The 17316-nt window shown below is 55.4% G+C and carries 21 protein-coding genes; 8 read left to right on the forward strand and 13 right to left on the reverse strand.

Going from position 1 to position 17316, the window contains the following annotated elements:
* Positions 1–30 precede the first annotated feature (30 nt).
* Positions 31–468, reverse strand: coding sequence for a universal stress protein (locus HUG12_RS16890; protein WP_179269901.1), 438 nt, complete (start codon positions 466–468; stop codon positions 31–33).
* 134 nt (positions 469–602) lie between these two features.
* Positions 603–797, reverse strand: coding sequence for a hypothetical protein (locus tag HUG12_RS16895; protein ID WP_179266822.1), 195 nt, complete (start codon positions 795–797; stop codon positions 603–605).
* A gap of 151 nt (positions 798–948) precedes the next feature.
* Here HUG12_RS16895 and HUG12_RS16900 point away from each other — a divergent pair, with 151 nt between their 5' ends.
* Entirely contained in the window at positions 949–1086 is a 138-nt protein-coding gene (locus HUG12_RS16900; protein ID WP_179269902.1) for a hypothetical protein, read from the forward strand.
* A 302-nt stretch (positions 1087–1388) separates the two neighbouring features.
* Here the strand turns inward: HUG12_RS16900 and HUG12_RS16905 are convergent, their stop codons facing one another.
* Entirely contained in the window at positions 1389–3083 is a 1695-nt protein-coding gene (locus HUG12_RS16905; protein WP_179269903.1) for a hypothetical protein, read from the reverse strand.
* A gap of 710 nt (positions 3084–3793) precedes the next feature.
* Here HUG12_RS16905 and HUG12_RS16910 point away from each other — a divergent pair.
* Positions 3794–3985, forward strand: coding sequence for a hypothetical protein (locus tag HUG12_RS16910; protein ID WP_179269904.1), 192 nt, complete (start codon positions 3794–3796; stop codon positions 3983–3985).
* 253 nt (positions 3986–4238) lie between these two features.
* Here the strand turns inward: HUG12_RS16910 and HUG12_RS16915 are convergent, their stop codons facing one another.
* From HUG12_RS16915 to HUG12_RS16925, 3 genes are all read right to left on the reverse strand, one after another.
* Positions 4239–4802 (reverse strand): hypothetical protein, encoded by a 564-nt coding sequence (locus tag HUG12_RS16915; RefSeq protein ID WP_179269905.1) that lies wholly within the window; start codon positions 4800–4802, stop codon positions 4239–4241.
* 450 nt (positions 4803–5252) lie between these two features.
* Positions 5253–7307 (reverse strand): ATP-binding protein, encoded by a 2055-nt coding sequence (locus HUG12_RS16920; protein WP_179269906.1) that lies wholly within the window; start codon positions 7305–7307, stop codon positions 5253–5255.
* A gap of 879 nt (positions 7308–8186) precedes the next feature.
* Positions 8187–8387: a hypothetical protein gene (locus HUG12_RS16925; RefSeq protein ID WP_179269907.1), complete on the reverse strand. Its 201-nt coding sequence runs from the start codon at positions 8385–8387 to the stop codon at positions 8187–8189.
* Positions 8388–8584: 197 nt separating this feature from the next.
* Here HUG12_RS16925 and HUG12_RS16930 point away from each other — a divergent pair, with 197 nt between their 5' ends.
* A complete protein-coding gene (locus HUG12_RS16930; RefSeq protein WP_179269908.1) occupies positions 8585–8812 on the forward strand; it encodes a hypothetical protein in 228 nt (75 codons plus the stop codon).
* A 26-nt stretch (positions 8813–8838) separates the two neighbouring features.
* Positions 8839–9543, forward strand: a complete 705-nt coding sequence (locus HUG12_RS16935) for a hypothetical protein (RefSeq protein ID WP_179269909.1) — start codon at positions 8839–8841, stop codon at positions 9541–9543.
* A 218-nt stretch (positions 9544–9761) separates the two neighbouring features.
* Here HUG12_RS16935 and HUG12_RS16940 read toward each other — a convergent pair whose 3' ends face one another.
* Both HUG12_RS16940 and HUG12_RS16945 read right to left on the reverse strand, forming a co-directional pair.
* Complete coding sequence (locus tag HUG12_RS16940; protein ID WP_179269910.1) at positions 9762–10058, reverse strand: hypothetical protein; 297 nt, start codon at positions 10056–10058, stop codon at positions 9762–9764.
* Between the two features lie 53 nt (positions 10059–10111).
* Positions 10112–10444 (reverse strand): hypothetical protein, encoded by a 333-nt coding sequence (locus tag HUG12_RS16945; RefSeq protein WP_179269911.1) that lies wholly within the window; start codon positions 10442–10444, stop codon positions 10112–10114.
* Between the two features lie 60 nt (positions 10445–10504).
* On the opposite strand from HUG12_RS16945, the gene HUG12_RS16950 reads away from it, so the two are divergent.
* Positions 10505–10966, forward strand: coding sequence for a hypothetical protein (locus tag HUG12_RS16950; RefSeq protein ID WP_179269912.1), 462 nt, complete (start codon positions 10505–10507; stop codon positions 10964–10966).
* Positions 10967–11015: 49 nt separating this feature from the next.
* Positions 11016–11528 carry a hypothetical protein gene (locus tag HUG12_RS16955; protein WP_179269913.1) on the forward strand — a complete coding sequence of 171 codons (513 nt, stop codon included), beginning with the start codon at positions 11016–11018 and terminating at the stop codon, positions 11526–11528.
* A gap of 43 nt (positions 11529–11571) precedes the next feature.
* On the opposite strand, the gene HUG12_RS16960 is transcribed toward HUG12_RS16955, so the two are convergent.
* Positions 11572–11868: a hypothetical protein gene (locus HUG12_RS16960; RefSeq protein WP_218836342.1), complete on the reverse strand. Its 297-nt coding sequence runs from the start codon at positions 11866–11868 to the stop codon at positions 11572–11574.
* Positions 11869–11953: 85 nt separating this feature from the next.
* Entirely contained in the window at positions 11954–12196 is a 243-nt protein-coding gene (locus HUG12_RS16965) for a hypothetical protein (protein WP_179269915.1), read from the reverse strand.
* Positions 12197–12445: 249 nt separating this feature from the next.
* On the opposite strand from HUG12_RS16965, the gene HUG12_RS16970 reads away from it, so the two are divergent.
* A complete protein-coding gene (locus HUG12_RS16970; RefSeq protein ID WP_179269916.1) occupies positions 12446–12676 on the forward strand; it encodes a hypothetical protein in 231 nt (76 codons plus the stop codon).
* A gap of 42 nt (positions 12677–12718) precedes the next feature.
* Positions 12719–14392 carry an HsdM family class I SAM-dependent methyltransferase gene (locus tag HUG12_RS16975; RefSeq protein WP_179269917.1) on the forward strand — a complete coding sequence of 558 codons (1674 nt, stop codon included), beginning with the start codon at positions 12719–12721 and terminating at the stop codon, positions 14390–14392.
* On the opposite strand, the gene HUG12_RS16980 is transcribed toward HUG12_RS16975, so the two are convergent.
* The 3 genes from HUG12_RS16980 to HUG12_RS16990 form a co-directional block, all read right to left on the reverse strand.
* Positions 14389–15381, reverse strand: a complete 993-nt coding sequence (locus HUG12_RS16980) for a BsuBI/PstI family type II restriction endonuclease (RefSeq protein WP_179269918.1) — start codon at positions 15379–15381, stop codon at positions 14389–14391. The genes HUG12_RS16975 and HUG12_RS16980 overlap by 4 nt on opposite strands.
* 79 nt (positions 15382–15460) lie before the next feature.
* Entirely contained in the window at positions 15461–16570 is a 1110-nt protein-coding gene (locus HUG12_RS16985; RefSeq protein WP_218836343.1) for a tyrosine-type recombinase/integrase, read from the reverse strand.
* Positions 16570–17190: a hypothetical protein gene (locus HUG12_RS16990; protein WP_179269920.1), complete on the reverse strand. Its 621-nt coding sequence runs from the start codon at positions 17188–17190 to the stop codon at positions 16570–16572. Before HUG12_RS16990 ends, HUG12_RS16985 begins: the two co-directional genes overlap by 1 nt.
* Between the last annotated feature and the right edge of the window lie 126 nt (positions 17191–17316).

Here is a 17316-nt window from a genome sequence, read left to right on the forward strand (position 1 = left end):
GGTCGGAGCACTCCGCGCGCGCGAGGGACGTCACGCGTCGACGTCCCCCCGTGGCAGGCTGACCACCGGAACCTCCGACTCGGTGACGAGGCGGAGCGAGACGTCCCCCGAGAGGTAGCGGACGAGTCGGCCGCCCTCGCGCGGCGAGAAGGCGATGGCCGTGGCGTCAGCGTCCGCTGCCGCGCCGAGGATCCCGTCGACGACGTCCGTGTCGAACGCCAGTCGGCCCTCGACCGCCGGCCCGCCCGCGCCGACCGCGTCCTCGAAGGCCGCGATCGACTCGTCGCCGACCTCCTCCCGCTGTTCGACGCCCGCCTTGTCGGGGGCGCCGCCGGCCTTCTCGATCACGTGTACGACGACGACCGTCCCGACGTCCGGCAGGTACGGCCCGAGCGCGCGGGCGGTCGTCCGGGCGTCCTCCGGCGTCGCGACGGGGACGACGACCGCCTCGAGCAGCGGTCGCGTCACCTCGAACCACAGCGAGGGAGACGGCCCTCGCTGAACGGGGTCGATCGTGGATACATGGTCGGCGACACGACGGCGGGCCGTTTAAACTGTCGGTACTTCGTCCCGTGGGCGCGGCGAGCGGGAACCGGACGACGCTATCGGACGTCGTCGAGACTGATCGCCGTCCCGGCGTCGGCGGTCATCCAGGTGGTCTCGAGCGACTCCGGCGAGTAGATGGTCACCGAGGTCGGACTGTCCCCGTCGTCGAGGAGGTATCGGAGTCGAAACTCGGGCAGTTCCGCGAGCGTGGGGTCCCGTTCGGCCAACGCGGGCCCGTCGGTCGTGTTCATCGACGGAAACGGAACCGTCGCCGTACTTAACCCCTCGGCGCCGCCTCTCACGTCTGAGACTCGGAGCGGGCCGGCGACCCGTCGCCGTCGCGTCCGACGCCGCGGACCGCGTGGAAAACGTGAAGTACCGTCGACACGAGACGGAACCAGGATGGGAGAGACGGCGTTCGCGACGCACTGTCCGCTCTGCGGGACCGAACTGACGGTGGCCGCAGAGGCCTACAGGACGCGGGTCAGGTGCCCCGAACACGGGCGAATCCAGGTCGACGTGTATCGGTTCGGGACGTAGACCGCTCGGTCGGGAGACTGCGAGTTCCGGGAGCGGACGGGGAGCGGAAGAGCGTGGGGACGGTTCGTCCGGTCAGTCCGAGCCGAACATCTGGCGCATCAAGCAAAAAGTAGCAACAATTTACTAACAAATAGGATAAAATATCCACTACTGGGTCGTTCCTCCAGTATAAGTTAGACCGACAACGACTCGACGGCCATCCCTGCGTCTTCCGCCCGAGACCAGCATTCGACTAAGTGAACGGAAAGTTGCGACCGTACATATACCGTGAAATCGGATTTTCGGGGTCAGGCGGAGACTGACTACTGCTTTTTACCCCTGACAGTTTCCTCGGGCATGTGTCTCGCCTTCACCTTCCGCCATCGCCACTGAACAACTAGGAGAATTCCAAGAAGGAGGCTACTTGTGAAGAGTCCGATTAAGAAAACTTGGCCTGCGGACTCCCACCAAGCGAGTGTGAGTGCGCCTAAATTCACAAGCAGTGTGGATGCCAACACGAATTCCGGTTCATAATCGAACTGTCGTCGTATCCACATACTTGCATCCTCAAAGTAGAGTAAGATAGCACAACACAATGGCAAAATAAAGATGACTCCGCCAATATGCAGTGCAAGGGTTAGCCCGTCCACCTGCCAAGTTACTGCGGTGAAAAACACCGCAACACCAGCACTTTGAATGATACAATTCACCATGATTGTCCTCGATTCCGAGTAGGGGGATTGAGGGGGGTGGGTCTGAGTCCAGCGCAGTGACCAGAACAAGAAAAGCCCCCCACCTACCCAGAAAATCGCGTACACGAGGAGAACCGCGTAGGACTCAGCGCTGGTAGAGGCGAGTTGACTTAGCCACGCAATGAACGGGAAGATTAAGAGATACACCGACGCTGGCAGCATCCCCCACCGAGGTCGAGTCTTGAGGTGCCTGGCGGCGTTAGCATCGAACCCCTCTTCGCTGAGGCCATGTGTCTGCTCCCATGCTGTGACGAACGCGGGAAGTCGGCACAGTTCAATCCGCCAGAACCATGCCCCGTAGATTCCGAAGACTACGAGGACTCCGGCGACTGAGAGTGTGAGAAGTTGAAGCACACTCGTTCCCCCGATTAGGCTGAAAGTCCCAATCAGCACACTGGTTGCTGCCAGCACCATGAGTGCCGGATATATGAAATTGGCGAGTACGGCAGCCAATGCGAAGTATCCTTTAAAATTGTGAATCCGTGGACTCGATACAATCTCCACAATCACCGATTCCGAATCAATGGCGGCGATGATGCCGTCCGAACTATCTACTGCTCTGAATCGCGACGCGATATACGGGCCGACCAGCACACCACCGAGCAACGCCAATTCAGGTAACGGATAGTAAAAACCGATGACCGGGAGGAACACCCCGACAATGAGGAAGGGGGTGATTATCGTCAGGGGGACTACTCCCCGAAATAGGAGAGTCTCTATTACCTCCCACCACCATGAAACAGTGCCCCGCAGAGCGTGTTCTGCCACTGCGTACTCGTGTTTTACATCAGCTATGGGTCTCCGCTTTAGCATCGCCACTAGATGAAGCCCATATTGGTGTGGATATGCGTCGTCCTGTCGAAAATGAACGAAGTACGTATCGATAACCACTATCGAAACCATGATTGTAGGAAAGAGAACCTCCAATTGGCTGAGATTCTCAATATGAGGCGCAGACGGGTGAATTCCACCAAACAATGCTGAAAACGCTAGCGACGTGCCGGCGAGGATGGCCTGTAAACTGGAGGTTGGTATTACGGCTGGAAGGATGTGCAGTACCTTGCCAGCGAAGAGGTAGATTGTGTAAAAGAACAGTAAATTTGAGGAGAGGAGACCGAACACCGCAAACATCTCAAATTCATGGGTTAATAAGGAAATCAGCGCAAGGAGACCGACTTTGTGCCGCTCTGTGACTTGGAAAGGAAGTCGTCTCCTGATGAGATTGCGAAATCTACGGTGAAGGGCGTTGATGAAGTCGCGTTGCACCGTTACTCTCCCTATGCTATTTCTTATCACGGTTCCCCCATTAATGTAGTTGTGCGTTAGATAATGTGGATTTGATATGTGCGCTTATCAATCTATGTCGTAATCAATTGGTCAATTCCCTATGACGGGGCCCTCTCGGCCACCTCAAATCATGAGAGCAGGAAATTACCGGCAGTGGCTCGCCCCGTTCAGCGAAGCCGTGGAGTGTCCTCACCCATTCCGTGAGTCGAGGGTGTCCAATTCGAAGTCCGTCCACAATTCATCCGGAAGTAGATGGTCCACCTGACGCCTGCGGAGGTAGACCGGCAGTTCGGGGTTGATGGTTTAGATGGCCTGTCCTTCGAGTTCAGTGAGGGGCCCAGGTGTCCCCTCGATACCAAGATACCTATAATTTGTAGACCCCGTTGCTCCGTTTCAATTTAGATGTGACTCTGAGGGGTAGAACCGCCTCGATTACACACCTCGTACCGAGTGAAGATTCACGGGTTAGGCTCATAGAGAGGGGTCGTGAGGCGGGGGTAGATGGGTGAAAATGGGTGAATGGATGGGTAGCCAATAACGGGTTTCTAACCCACCTAGTCCCATCGAAAACAATAAGTATACATATTGGCTTCAGGTTTCTCAGATGGTTACAAAACGGGTGATTCCAAGGGGGATAGAATCACCCATCTAGGAGCATACCTATAGGGTACTTCAACGTTTCTACATGTATGTTCAACGAAGAGAAGTGGGAACTGGCTGCATGGCTCTTGAATGCTCGCGGGTATCTGAAGAAGGGGGACATCCCCAATGAGTACACGGCGGAGGAACTCGTAGAGATGGGCTTGCTTCGACAGGAGGGAGACCGATACGTCCCCGGAGAACGCGCTGAGCTTCACATGGAAGCTGCTAGGGAAGAGTAACCGTTTAGTGAAGTACTTTCGCTGCTCTGTTGAAACCCTGTTTTCAGACACAACTCAGTGAAAGACAACCACAAGTTTGTCTGCAAACCGAGTACTAGAACGGTTGTTAGATGAACTTACGTCAATTGGTGTGTCTTGAATATAAGACACCCACCAGGTAGCGATTAGAGGATTATATTCAGGATGAATAAACGTTTTATAGCTCAACCAAGTCGAGAATTATTCATAATAACCATATCTATCGCTGAGATGACTATTCAGGGATATGTATGGCGATAAATTGCATAATGAATCCAAGTGAGAGGAGTACGAACCCAAACCACTTGATGACTGCAGGCCGTTGTATTTCCCGGAATTGGTCATATTCCGACTGTACTCCGGGTGGTTCACCAATAGCCCGCTTACTGAGGTCCGCATTTTTCACATCCTTTCCCCGTTTAATGGCATTCAGATGAGCATTGATACCATCTTTTTCTCTCTTCAATGGTGGGTTGAGTAGATAGAAGAGCATCAGTAAACGCTTAGATAGTGAGATTCTCTTGCGCTTAAGATACCATAACAACTGAGCAAGGACACCTGTGCCCGCTACCGCGTCGTACGAAATCAACATTGCACCGATTATGTCGTAAGCCAGTCCGATAGAAGTAATGGCATCTGAGTTTAGCAGAATCGGTTGAATAGCTGGAAACACTTTGAATAAGACGGCTAAGCCAACTAAAAATATACTTAATCCCCCACCGAGGGCTAATATTACCCCGGTGAACGAAAGAAATGCCGGTAGAGAGTTATATCCATTTGAGGTCATCAACATCGCCATCTTACTCACCCCAATTGTAATTAACTAATAGGTTTGCAGGGAATTCAGAATGCGAAATTTCGATTCTCTCAACATCTCCGAAGTTGAGCTGACCGTTAATCGGTTAAGATGACTACTAGCTGCTTCCCTCTTTCTCGTGATTCCAAAACTCCCAAGCGACAACTACCTCCACGTTGCACTTGACGCAGTATCCTACGAGGTTTCGTACGTTTTCAACATGGATTAGAGCCACGATAGACGAGTCAGGTGGGAGGACGAACTCATTAAACTGAGTCCGCATCCACCTCGCCCTGGGGCCCAACTGCACGACTCCAACACGCGCACCGTCCACCTCCACGTGCTTGTCGAGACGGACGACTACACTCTGACCCGTCGCCCGGACTCGACCGCGCAGTCGAGGGTTGGTCGCTGTCCCGACAAACTCAACGAACGGGGACTCCGACGAGGTGCTCATTCGAAATCACCAGTGTACAGCTTTCCGTCGTCCTGCTTCACCCCTGACTTCGAGGGGTCTCCAATTTTGCCGTTTACGAACTGCTGGAGGTTGGCTCTTTTCTCATTTGTCTCCTCGGTGAGAGCATCCATTACTTCACTACGGTCTACACCTCCATCTTCATCAGCAAGATTGCGGATGGTTTCGCGGAGAATCTGAATCTTCTCTCTGACTGGAGCCGACTCGCCGGAGAGAACGTCCATATCCAACTGGCCCTTCTCATTGGTCATCATCAGTGTCATCCACGTGTCCATCATGTGGATTGCTCGCTCCGCATCCTCTAGGTCTACTGTATAAGATAGGCGGATTCGAGCAGACGCTTCGGCGAGTCGGATAGCCGAGTAGAACTGGCGGACGCCGACAGCAGTCCGGATACCGTCCGAACTATTGCGGAGAGAGACCCACCACTCGTGAATCTCGTCGCCCGCCTCGTCCGTCATCTCGGGGTCGATGGTGCGTGCGTGAGCTACGTACTTCGTCATCCGCTCTGGGGAGATGTACTCGTGAGCCTCGCCTTTCACACGGTTCAGAATCGAGTCTGCGATGGCGTTGTCCCGCTCCTCATCGGGTTTGTTCACGAACGGGACAATGACATCCATCCGGTCCCAGACGACATCGTTGATGTTTATCTGGTTCTTCAGCGGTGTCGAAAGGTCGAACCGGGAGTGGTCGGGGTTGGCGACGAGAAGCGCGCCGCACCGAGTCGGGAGCGTCGCGCGGATGTCGTGCTTCGCGACGGAGACCTCCTGCTCTTCGAGCGGCTCTTGGAGGCAGTTCCGAACTGACTCCCTACCCTTGTCCAGTTCGTCGAGGACGATGAGGCCGCCGTCCGCCTTCACGAACGCACCGCCCGTCAGGGTCGCCTTCGTGGTATCGAAGTCATCTTCGTAGCTGATAGAGGCGGTGAGGCCAGCTTGTGTGGCGTTGTCTGCGCTCTGGTAGACAGACTTCGGGGCGATTTTGGCGATGTACTTGGCGAGGTCGGACTTCCCGGTACCTGGGTCACCGACGTACGCCACGTGGATGTTCACCCGTTCCTTCTGGTCGTCCGTATCACGACGAACACCGCCGACGAGCTGGTAGAGGCCAGCCATCCGCGCAAGCTGGTAGTCGCCCTTGATGGACGGAGCGATGGACTCAGAGAGCGTCTCGAACACGTCCCCCGAGGAAGCAATCTCCTCGTGCTTGGCGCGGTCCTCATCCGTGAGTTCGACGCCGTTGTACCCTCGGTCGTGGTGTTTGATGCCGACCACTTGCAGGAAGTGCTTCGAGTTCTTGTCGTCGTCCTCCGTCGCCCGGAGGATAGCCGTCACCGTGACGGTCTCTCCGGACTCAACCTCGTTCACGAGTCGGCAATTCAGGTCTGCTCGCAGTTCCGCCGGATTCGGCGTGGACGCGAGCGTGTGGAGGTCTTGAAGGATGACCTGCTGACGGTCAACGATGTCGCCCTGCTGAGCGAGGTGGTCGAACCACTTGCGCGCCTTATTGTTGCAGTCCTTGGAGGTGCACTCCCGTGGGTAGTCCAGTTCCCCTGCCGCGCGGGACTGCCGACGGGTCATCTTGTGGCCGCAGTCAGCGCACTGGAAGACTGCGTAGATGTGTCGGTCGTACACATCCGTCCGCTTCATCACTCGCGCCTCAACCGATACGAGTGTCCCTACCGACGATGCGCGTAGGTCTTCGAGTCGCTGGTGAGATGGGAACTCCCCGACGAGGTGGACATCCGTGTCGTTCTCGTAGCAATCCCGAGCAGCCAGCGTGAGGTGGAAGAGGAGGGTGTCCGGGTGGGAGACGAAATCATCGAGAACCTCATCTCCAACGGGCTTTGAGATATCATCCGCCGTCCCCATGATGACGCCATCGACTGGCTCTAGGCCACTGACAACTTGCTTGAGGGTAGACTCAGCCTTGGGGTCCGGTCCGTGAGCGCCGAACAGGAGCGGGCTGGTTACCTCCTCGTCGCTCGGGGAGGGCGATACGTCCGTCTGGGCGTCATCTTGCTGGGATGACATACTATCAGTTGTGCGGGGGGAGAGTAAAGGTATATCGGCATTCTGATATGAAGTGTATTAAAACCATTCGAAATCGGGGGGTCGGGGGGGTTACCCCCCATTTGACCCCCATTAGATGGACGATAGAGAATTTGTACCTTCAACCATACATAAACCGATTGGTGGAAATCCAGAGGGAGGGTTCAGGACGAGTCTCTTAGAGATTCGATGTTCAAGACACCAAACTTTTACGTTGCTTGTTAACAAGTAACAAAGTAAAAACTTCCTCTAGATACCCCTAATCCCCCCCTCCCCCCACCTTGGAAGCAGATTTGGTAGGGAGAAATCCCTATCCCTATGAATTCGGCAGAATAAGGGGGGTCTGTAAGGGGTCTGTTCGGCACCCCCCCTTACCCCGGCATAGAAGGACTTAAGCAGTCGGAAGTCTTACATATATTCGTTCAGAAACCGCCATCCTTCGTCGGGGTCGGCCATCTCTGGACGAGTCAATCTTGCTGGGAACCGGCGGGCGGGGAATCCCCGCTCGCTGCTCTCGTTCACTTGCCTGAGCTGTGGCTGCAGTAGTACATCTGTGCGTCAGTACGCCAGTACATCTGTGTGGTAATGCAGTTTACTGTCGAGGTGTCTATCCGGTAATCTTCCCAGCAATCCAGTCAGACATACATCCAGATGTGCAGAAACAGAACCAGACAGAAGCAACGACGACAACCCGCGTGCAAGGATATCAGCAACGCACGCGGGCCAACAAGAATCCCAACCGAACGTGATGCAGTATCGACCAGGGCGGTCAATCGAGTGTGTTAGCTATCCTGTGTGCGACTCCCGGTGATGGGTCATCGCACGAGTATACCAACGCGGACTATCAGCATAAGCGGGGTCTCAACTCCCATCCTCATGCGGGATGACTAGGGCGTCTGTAGCCTCGTTCGTCGGTGTCCTCTGTAGCGAATCCTTGAACTCTCGCCGCCGGAGGAACTCGTCAAAATCCTCTCCGAACACTTCCTCCACGTCCTCTTCGGTCGCTTCGCCTAGGCAGTACTGGCGGTACACCCGTTCTTTCGCTTCCTCGTTGCCGGTCATGGCCAAGTCACTTGTTGGTAAAAGTGTTGACTCGTTCAAAGGCGTTTTGTCGGCTGTGAATAGAGGTATTCGAGTTCGAAACCAGTAGAGAATAGGCTTACAGCGGAAATGTACGCTTGAACCGGTTCTGAGACCAGTATCTAACGAACACATGGTAAATCTGAAATATAACAAGGACCGGTGAGTGGGTCGTCCTGATGGAGCTTGATATCACCGGCGAGGGTGGATACTCCGACCTGACGATGGGACTCGATGCGACTACGACGCTGGCCATCATCCCTACTGAGACGCAGGTCCGGGTGAGCCTCACATCACGTGCCGGTCACGGAGAGATGGGTCTTGGCGTCGGTCTCACTGCAGAGGAGGCGCGGGACGTGGGCGAGCAACTCCTCGCTCACGCGACCCTTCTGAACGAGAACGATTAAATAAATGACAACGCACTGGGCAGACAATGAAAATGAAACTCAGCTTCTCACCTGTTCATCTTCACGCCGCGAAAGCTCTCTCTTTGGAGGTGGAGGAGATTGAAGCAGCGTTAGCCCAGGGGGAGGAAGATGAGTTCGCAAAAGGAGAGATACCCGTACGGATGATTCATGATGGCTATGCAGCTAATGCCATCATCAGTTCGACCGCGTTCTTGGAAGCCTCTGTCAACGAGGTCTTCGATTTAATGATGACCGCAGCCGAAGGGTGGGAAAGAGCTGGAAAAGATTGGACCGGCACCATGGACGGGGAAGTAATCCTCTACCGTGTGTTACTCGGACTTCGTGATGTTGACAAGTATTGGTTCAAGAACAAGAACTCGTTGAAGAAGTATCAACTCCTACTTGTTCACACCGGACGTGAACCCTTTGACACAGGGGAAGGGCTCTACCAGCGCGTCAATACGGTCCGTAGATTGCGAAACGACCTCATTCACTTTGAGCCAGATTGGTATGACAGTAAGGAGGAAATCAGTCCACCTGGAAGCATCCCGAATGGCTTGGATTTCAATCCATTCTATGAGACAACCCGTGACCCGAAATCCTTCCTTTCTCACGAGATTGTGGATTGGGCCATCGAATCCTGCGCACTATTCGCTCTTGAGTTCCGCCGTCGATTGGACATTGAACATTCTGGCATGGAGGACTCGATAGAACAGCTACTGGCGGAGTAACTCAGTCGTTACGGAGGTCACAGCCGCTGGAAGTGTGTGCATGGAGGTACTCTATCACGGTATCCACGGCGGAGTCCGGGGTGACAGTGATGTTCTCAGGCATGGACTGATGTCACTCGGTGTTGATATGTGTTTTGTGGTCATTTGAACGAACGAAATGAATGCTATACAGCGGAAATGTACACTCGTTACAGCAGAAACGTACTCTTCGATTACTGCTATGGGCGTAGACTCAGGTACGCCTCTTCGAGTTCGTCAATGATGTCGCCCATTGAGTAGTTCGTGTGATGGGCGACTTGAGCTATCCACATTACCGAAACGACGTACCAGACCCATAGTGGTAGCGATAGTGCAGGAGTGTGTGAGAGTGGGAGCGCGAAGATATTGAGTTTGATTGCAAGTACGATTTTAGCCAATGTGAACATGTCCCCTCCAGCCGATATCATAGCGAGCAACCACGCGACCACGATGTTAGTTCCGGCGGGCGGCCCCGACCGCGCGTCTGACGTGCCCATCAACTACGCTCGTCGGTTCCTGGGCGACACGGATTCGGTTATAATCGGACAGACTACTCCTCTTCTGACTCAGCCTCGGCTTCATTACTATACTCCACCGATGCCTTTGCTACAGTCGGAGTAGCGGTCACATGTACTGTCTCGGCACTCACAGTAATACGTCTCCCAATTTCGACGAGAAGTAGGACGGTGATTGAAAACCCGATGATGGGCAGACCGAACGGAATCCCAAGTGCGAATGCAATCACTCCGGCAAGCCCCAGCAGTAGGTCTGCGGCCACCAGCGCCTGTTTCGACCTCTTGAGCCGGCCATACCAAGGGTCGGGAACGACTACTATCGGTCTATACCCGTTGCGTTTGAATCCTACGCCGCCAATTCGGACCATTCTATTAGCACATACTGGATGGTCCGAATTCTTATTAAATTCGAATAGGATGTTCCCACTATGATACCGAATCCCGTTCAAGCGATTGCGGACTTTATCAACTCGGCCCTTGCTCCGATACCGGGCTTCGCCCGGGGGTATGTCGTTATCCTCGGGTTGGGGGCGGTTTTCTGGGCTCTCGGCGCGTTCACAGAGGAGTCCTCGGATGATGCAATCGGCCAAATCAGACAGGGCATCAGTGTGTCAAGTTCCGGCCTGAATCGGTTTGCTGAAGTCTCTGCTCCGTTGGTTTCATCCGGGACGATGGTCGGCGGGAAGACGCTCGCCAGCGTGACTGGTTCCGTAGGGCGCGAGATGTGGAGACGGGGGAGTACCCTCGTTGAGGTAGAAGAGGCTCCCATCAAAGTTGGTCCCCTCGTGGAAATTTACGGAGTCAGAATCGGCCTGATTGGACTCTTGGTTGGTCTTCTCGGCTTCGGTGGTTTGGCGGCGTTAGCTGGTGGGATTCCGCTTGTACCATAGTGACGTACATCGGCATGAGAACTATATGTTGACTACATAGTGGGTTGATATGCTCACAGAATTCCTCGGCCAGCACGCCGGATACGTACTTCCGCAGCTCGCCCTCCTCCTCATCGGGTTCTTCGTCGAGAAGTATTACGTGAGCCGAGTGACGGTCTTGACCAACTCGACGGCGGTAGTTGTTCACGTCATATCTCAACCGAACGCCGGTCCCATCTTGGGATTGTATGCGGACTTTGGGCTCGCTCTCGGCGTGTGGGGATTCGCTCATTACGTCCTCGAAGAGAGAAATGGGGACATCTTTCGGACACTCTCGTTCTTCCTCTACAGTTCTACCAACGTGGCCATCCTCATTCTGACCAGCTCGTTACTCTATGCGGTCGTTGGCGGTGCACTCGTACAACTGGGGATGGTCCTTCTGGTCGGGGGCGGTACGCTCTCCTACTTCGGCCCGTACTCGTTTGATGTCCAGTACTTCATCAAGAACGAGTCAATACCGTTGTACGACCCCACCAGCCAGCGAAACATCCGCGTCGGGTTGACCGATTACTTCGACACGTAGGGCGGACCCAGATGGCCGATATGTGGAACTAATTCGACCCGCGTCAGAGGTCGTCGGCGTCCTGATTCTCGTCGAGATACTCTTCCATCGGCGGTGTCTCAAATTCGTCGCCCTCGTCTCGCTCGGGAAGTTGCTCGCGTCCGAGGTCGTCCATATCTCCAAACAGCGCCTCGCCCGCGTCGAGATTCAGTGTCCCCTCCCAGTCGTCCCGACCTGTCGTAGAAGTGAGACCGTCGTGGAACCGCCCCCACGCGCGCCGGAGTTCTCGACTATCTAACTCTGCGCCGACCTCGCACGTCTCCAGTGGCCCATTGGGGTCGGCATCGTCCATATCGAACACGTGAAGGCGAACTGTACGATACGTCAAGTTTGTAGTCGGTCATAATCGCTTCAACGAGGAGCAAAGGCAAAAGAGCGCCGCGCGGTCAGAAGCCGTCTTGGAGACATGCGATGACAACGATTGCGGCCCCGAGAGCGCCGGGTACGAGCCACGGGAGGGTAGTCACCACCGTCTCAATGAGTTTCCCCTGGAGGGGATAGAACGGGTCGCCCGGTTGGAGGGCGGCGGACGAGGCGAGGAGCGTATCGAAGAAGGCGATAACGACCAACGCCATGATGGTAGTCCCAACCGCGCCGACGACGAACTGGATGATTCGGTCCCCGCTCATACGCGGACCGAGTATGTTAGCTACTAAAACAGTACTGCGTGACGGTGTATCATCGGGATGCCCGCTAGAGTCAAAATGCCACGATGAGCGCGGCGGTCGAGATGACTGTGCCGAGTACAAGGTGGCCGACAGTCATCATTCAATCCCCTGAACCATCCGCAGGTGCCATTCGAAAACGGTCATGTCGACCCGTTCAAGGACGGAGGTCTGCACCGTGGGGATTTAGCCCAGGGATTCTGAAACCACAGTATGCACCGCTTCGACAAGGGCGACCGCGTCAGCATCGATATCCCTGATAAAACTGACCCTGATTTCGACCAGTGGCATGGGGAGACCGGTGAGGTCGTGGAGGTCATCGAAGATGATGCGGGCGATTCCACGGGCGATGAACGGGACTCGGTGATACTCCGCGTTGAGCTTGATTCGGGCGAGAATGTGGACTTTCGATGGCGAGACCTTCGTCCTGCGGGGAGCGCCTGATACACCGGGTATTTGTAGGACCAGATTCTCGGTATGAGTAACGTGGCTTCGGAACGGAAACAACACGGACAGACCTACACTCCAGAACCCGTTTCGTCTTTCCTCGTAGAGTGGGCTGTCCGTGATTCGGGTGATACGGTACTGGAGCCCTCGGTCGGAGAGGGTCGGTTTGTATTCGATGCGTATGACCGCTTGCGAGACCTCGGGGCATCACAGGACGCCGCCCGGGAGCAAATCTATGGTACGGACATTGACGACGAGGCCGTAGAAATCCTACAGTCCTCGGCGCGTGAGAGTACCGGCGCAGAGTTCTCAAACGTCGGCGTCCAGAATATCTTTGAGACGGACTTCCCGGAGGCGACCGCCCTCGTCGGGAATCCACCGTATGTCATCCGACATCGATTCGAAAACGCGGAGGACACCATCGAACAGTTCGCTGACCGGTACGATTTTTCCGACCAGAGCGACCTCTACGTATACTTCTTGCTTCGAGCGGCGGAGTTCCTCGCCCCCGGTGGGAAGATGGCGATGATTGTGTCGAATTCGTGGATGAAGCGGAAGTACGGCGAGGAATTCAAGCGATTCCTTCTCAACGAGTTCTACGTCCACGGACTCCTCGGATTCCGTGAGCGCGTTTTCGGAGACCTCGTGAATAGTGTCTGTATCCTTGCAGAGAGGAGAGAGAACACCATTCGGATGCCCGCCACGAACGACGTGCGGTTCGTGCAGGCTGACAGTACGGATATCTTCAACGGGGACGACGAGAAGACTCTTGATGACCTGACCGATGCGGCTGTGCAGGCCGCCCAGGTTCCCCAGCGCGCGCTCGAACCGGAGGACTACTGGGACATCTGGCTCCGCGCCCCGGATGTGTTTGAGGCTATCAAGGGGAGCGACGATTTCGTCCCGCTGGCGGAGTTCGCAACCCCGATGATTGGCGTCCAGACGCTTGCCAAGGATTTCTACATCATCGAAGAGGGTGACCCCGCGCGGGACGACATCGAAGACGAATACCTCCGCCCGATTGCCTATTCGTCCCGTGACCACCAGACGCCTGTCGTACGGGCGGAGGACTGCCCTTACCGCGTCTTCTGGTGCCCGAAGGCGAAGGAGGAACTGGAAGACACTGCCGCACTGGAGTACATTGAAGCGGCGGAGAATCGGACGGTGGAGAAGCGATACAGCGACGAGACGTACGATGGTCTCCACAACAAGACACGTATCCGCAGCGCCAGTCGTGACCCGTGGTACGATATGACCAGTGAGGCCGAGAGTCGTCTTCCTTCCGAGATTCTACTCCCTCGGCGTGTGTACGAGAATTACACCGCCGTCTGGAACGCAGATGCCGTGGTGCCGAACGAGAATTTCCTCGCCACGACCGTCAAAGACCTGCGTCACCTCAAGCCGCTTCTCGCCTACTTGAATTCCCATCTCGGGGAATTGAACCTCCGCCTCGCCGGGCAGGTCTACGGCGGCGGCGTGTGCGACTTGAACGTCTCCTCCTCGAAGACCATCCAGACGATTGACCTCGAAGCGCATTCCGATGCTGAGCTAGAGACGCTGGCCGAAGCGTTTGACGAGTTCATGGCGTCGGAGGACAGGGATGTCCTCGACGAAGCCGTATATACTGTTCTCGGCTTCAGCAACGTGGAGCGAAAAGAGATTCAGGAGGCGCTCGACCTTGCCATCGAAGATTCGCTCAGCAAAGGCAACTAGAGTTCGGCCTCGTGCTGGTACACAAAGTTTTCTCCGGCTGTCGCACCGAAATCCGTATCAATTATCCCGATAGCGCGTAGGTCGCCCGGGTGGTCGGACAACCAGACATACGAACCGCCACCAATTTTCATCAAATGCGTTCGGAAGCGACCCACGTCGGGGAACATCGTAATGAAGACCACTCGGGGGCTGTCGGGGCCAGCCGAACTGGCGCTCCAGCCGTCGATTCCTCGACGTGGTTCGCTCAGGTCAGCGAGGAGTGTCTCGATGCGCTGGTCGGTGAACGGCCCACGGCTCGTCACGGATTCTAGCAGGTAGAGGACGCCGTTTGCCTCATCGTAGGCGATGGCGTCCGGGTACACCGAGAGCCGGAATGAGAGGCCGTCGAACTCGATAGGGAGGAGCTTCTCAGTGATGTCCTCTCGCTCGGACTTATCCAACCCCTCGTGAACGAGAACGGGCGATTCCGCCAGTCGGGGTACGAGGTCTCGTAGCCCGTCGGCAATTAGTTCCGCATGTTCCCCTGCCGCACGGTGGAGCTCCTCGTCGTGGTACGGAAGCGAGACGGTTCGGCTACCGTCTTCCACGGGGTCGGGCTGACTGATGGCCTCTTCCAATTCCGCGTTGTCGAGGTATTCACGAACTTCTTGTGCAAGGAAGTAGTGCGTCTTCGGACTGTTCGGCACCGGCTCGTCGTATCCGAGGATTCCCTTGTCCCGGAGTGGTTTCAGCGCGTCTTTGCGTACGCTCTCCCGCGTGTTCTCTCGGTATCCGCCAGCTTCAATGATGGTTGTCGGCTGAAAAGCGTAATCGGGGAGGTTATATCGAGTATCGTACTCTTCGTAGAACTTTCGGGACGTGATGAGGCGCATCACTTCGAGCATCATCCCGTTCATCTCGCTCTTCTGAACGCCAAACTCTCGTAGAACCTGTCGAATCTGAGCCTCAGATAAGTCGTAATCAATGTCGTCCGCAGACTCGCCTGACATATGAGCACCACATCAGTGGCAGTGCATGAACTTACCGGACTATTCAAATTCGATATGACCAGATAGAGGATGGGCCGAATCAGAACGTCTGTTCTTCTTCTGGTGTCGCTGTTCGGAATCGTTGCCTAGCAGTTTCCCAATCCCCCTTTACGTAATCGAGAGTCGTATCGAATTTGGCATGTCCAGCCATCATGCGTAGCGAGTTCAAATCCATACCTTCGTCGTCGTTCGCGTCATTAGCAAGAAATGTGATTCGTGAGTGGCGGAGTCTGTGAGCGGTGTACAACCACTGTTTCACGTCATCCCCACTACCAACGAGGGGTTCTTGGACGCCTGCATTGTGAGCGGCTCGCTTGACGATGCGCGACATCTCACTGGGAGACATCCGGTACAAGTCCTTTTCCGACCCGTTCTGTGATGTGACGAATAGGTACGGGCTGTCTCCAGCATTTGGATTCATCTGCTCTCGATGTGATTCCTTCCATCGGTACATCAGGTAGTCCAAGTTCGGCTCCCACCAGACGTGCCTGTAGTAGAGGTCGGGGTGGTCTTCAGGGTTTAACTTGGCCGAGCGGAATTCGATATCTCGTTTGTCCCAATCGATGTTGCCGTAACGGAATCGACTCAATTCGTCGCCTCTAACCGCCGTCTGCCAGAAGAGGCGGATGATGAGTTCGTTCCGCGTTCGGGTCGCCGGATTCGACCCCGGGATATTCTCGGGTTCAACGAGGGGCTTGATTTTGTCGGGGCCGAGGGCGATGATGTCCTTCCGACCTTCCCGATACAGAACGGTCACGTAGTCGGACGTATTCTTAATGTCGTAGTCCTTCCGCAGGTTGATGTCCGTCGTCGGATTCCGTTCCAGTTTCCACTCAGCCTCCGCGTTGTGTTTGAGACCGTGGTAGTACTTTGAGACCGAGGCGACGCGACGGGTTATCGTGGGGTTGGCGTAGTTGTCCCGCTGGAGGTGCTGGATGTACAGACGCACGTCGTCCTCCTCCACCGTCAACGGGTCAACGTCTTGTTGTTCACACCAGTAGAGCCACGCGCGGACTCCCGCCTTCAGGCGGTCCTGAGTCGTTTCTTTATCCACATTGAGCAGCACCCACTCAGCGTACTGTTCGTAGTGGTCGGTATTCTCCTCCAGTCTGTATTTCGCCTCAAACTGCCCCTTGTCGTTCCGTTCCATCATCTATTCGCCTCCGGCTTCAACTCGTACCAGCGGCGCTCACCCTCGTCGATGACGCTGTAGATGTTGAGGTCTTCCTTATGTTCGAGAAACAAGCATGCCTGCCAGACGCGTATTGGGTCTTCTTCGAGGTGTGCAGTGATGTCATCTACCGTGCCAGAGAGCTTCGCTCGCTCATTCTCGGGGAGTGTCACACCCGAGTTTTTCAGGTCTACCAGTTCATCCGTTCCGCTGACCAACGGAAGTGTGTCGTGGACCCTGGTGGCGAATTTCTGTAACTCGTTACCCCTCAGTCGTTCGGCGGATACGCCGCCACCGGAGAGGGTGTCCAACTGCTCTTGAATCGCCGCCAGTTGGTCGGTGATGCCGTCGATGTCCTCGTCTAGGCCCGAGAGGTTGACCTCCACCCCGTCGGTCTCCTCTTCTTCATCTTCTTTGAGAATCCACACCCCGCTGAGGGCCTTATCCACGGTTTCTTCTATGAACGCTGATAGGTTCCCCCGGTGGTGTTCCTCCGCTTGTTCGAGCCACACCTTCTTTTTTCGCTTACTGATAGTGAGATGGACGTGCCGAGATACCTCTTCTAAGTCGTCGTCCACCTCGTCTTTTCTCTTCGCCATAGGACGCGTAGTCTATCTCCGGTAATGAGTGTTATCATCTTGTTGACAGAATCTACCCACATTTGGTGAGATGGATTAATCTACACGGATTGAGGCGAAGAAAAGACCGTGTTACAGGATGTTGGT

It is taken from the genome of Halorarum salinum (assembly GCF_013402875.1).
Taxonomy (GTDB): Archaea; Halobacteriota; Halobacteria; order Halobacteriales; family Haloferacaceae; genus Halorarum; species Halorarum salinum.

Bases quoted from the DNA above. Each gene is read 5' to 3' on its own strand.
- HUG12_RS16895 (WP_179266822.1), bottom strand. From the start codon at position 797: ATGAACACGACCGACGGGCCCGCGTTGGCCGAACGGGACCCCACGCTC.
- HUG12_RS16900 (WP_179269902.1), top strand. From the start codon at position 949: ATGGGAGAGACGGCGTTCGCGACGCACTGTCCGCTCTGCGGGACCGAA.
- HUG12_RS16910 (WP_179269904.1), top strand. From the start codon at position 3,794: ATGTTCAACGAAGAGAAGTGGGAACTGGCTGCATGGCTCTTGAATGCT.
- HUG12_RS16915 (WP_179269905.1), bottom strand. From the start codon at position 4,802: ATGGCGATGTTGATGACCTCAAATGGATATAACTCTCTACCGGCATTT.
- HUG12_RS16920 (WP_179269906.1), bottom strand. From the start codon at position 7,307: ATGTCATCCCAGCAAGATGACGCCCAGACGGACGTATCGCCCTCCCCG.
- HUG12_RS16925 (WP_179269907.1), bottom strand. From the start codon at position 8,387: ATGACCGGCAACGAGGAAGCGAAAGAACGGGTGTACCGCCAGTACTGC.
- HUG12_RS16930 (WP_179269908.1), top strand. From the start codon at position 8,585: ATGGAGCTTGATATCACCGGCGAGGGTGGATACTCCGACCTGACGATG.
- HUG12_RS16935 (WP_179269909.1), top strand. From the start codon at position 8,839: ATGAAAATGAAACTCAGCTTCTCACCTGTTCATCTTCACGCCGCGAAA.
- HUG12_RS16940 (WP_179269910.1), bottom strand. From the start codon at position 10,058: ATGGGCACGTCAGACGCGCGGTCGGGGCCGCCCGCCGGAACTAACATC.
- HUG12_RS16945 (WP_179269911.1), bottom strand. From the start codon at position 10,444: ATGGTCCGAATTGGCGGCGTAGGATTCAAACGCAACGGGTATAGACCG.
- HUG12_RS16950 (WP_179269912.1), top strand. From the start codon at position 10,505: ATGATACCGAATCCCGTTCAAGCGATTGCGGACTTTATCAACTCGGCC.
- HUG12_RS16955 (WP_179269913.1), top strand. From the start codon at position 11,016: ATGCTCACAGAATTCCTCGGCCAGCACGCCGGATACGTACTTCCGCAG.
- HUG12_RS16965 (WP_179269915.1), bottom strand. From the start codon at position 12,196: ATGAGCGGGGACCGAATCATCCAGTTCGTCGTCGGCGCGGTTGGGACT.
- HUG12_RS16970 (WP_179269916.1), top strand. From the start codon at position 12,446: ATGCACCGCTTCGACAAGGGCGACCGCGTCAGCATCGATATCCCTGAT.
- HUG12_RS16980 (WP_179269918.1), bottom strand. From the start codon at position 15,381: ATGTCAGGCGAGTCTGCGGACGACATTGATTACGACTTATCTGAGGCT.
- HUG12_RS16985 (WP_218836343.1), bottom strand. From the start codon at position 16,570: ATGGAACGGAACGACAAGGGGCAGTTTGAGGCGAAATACAGACTGGAG.
- HUG12_RS16990 (WP_179269920.1), bottom strand. From the start codon at position 17,190: ATGGCGAAGAGAAAAGACGAGGTGGACGACGACTTAGAAGAGGTATCT.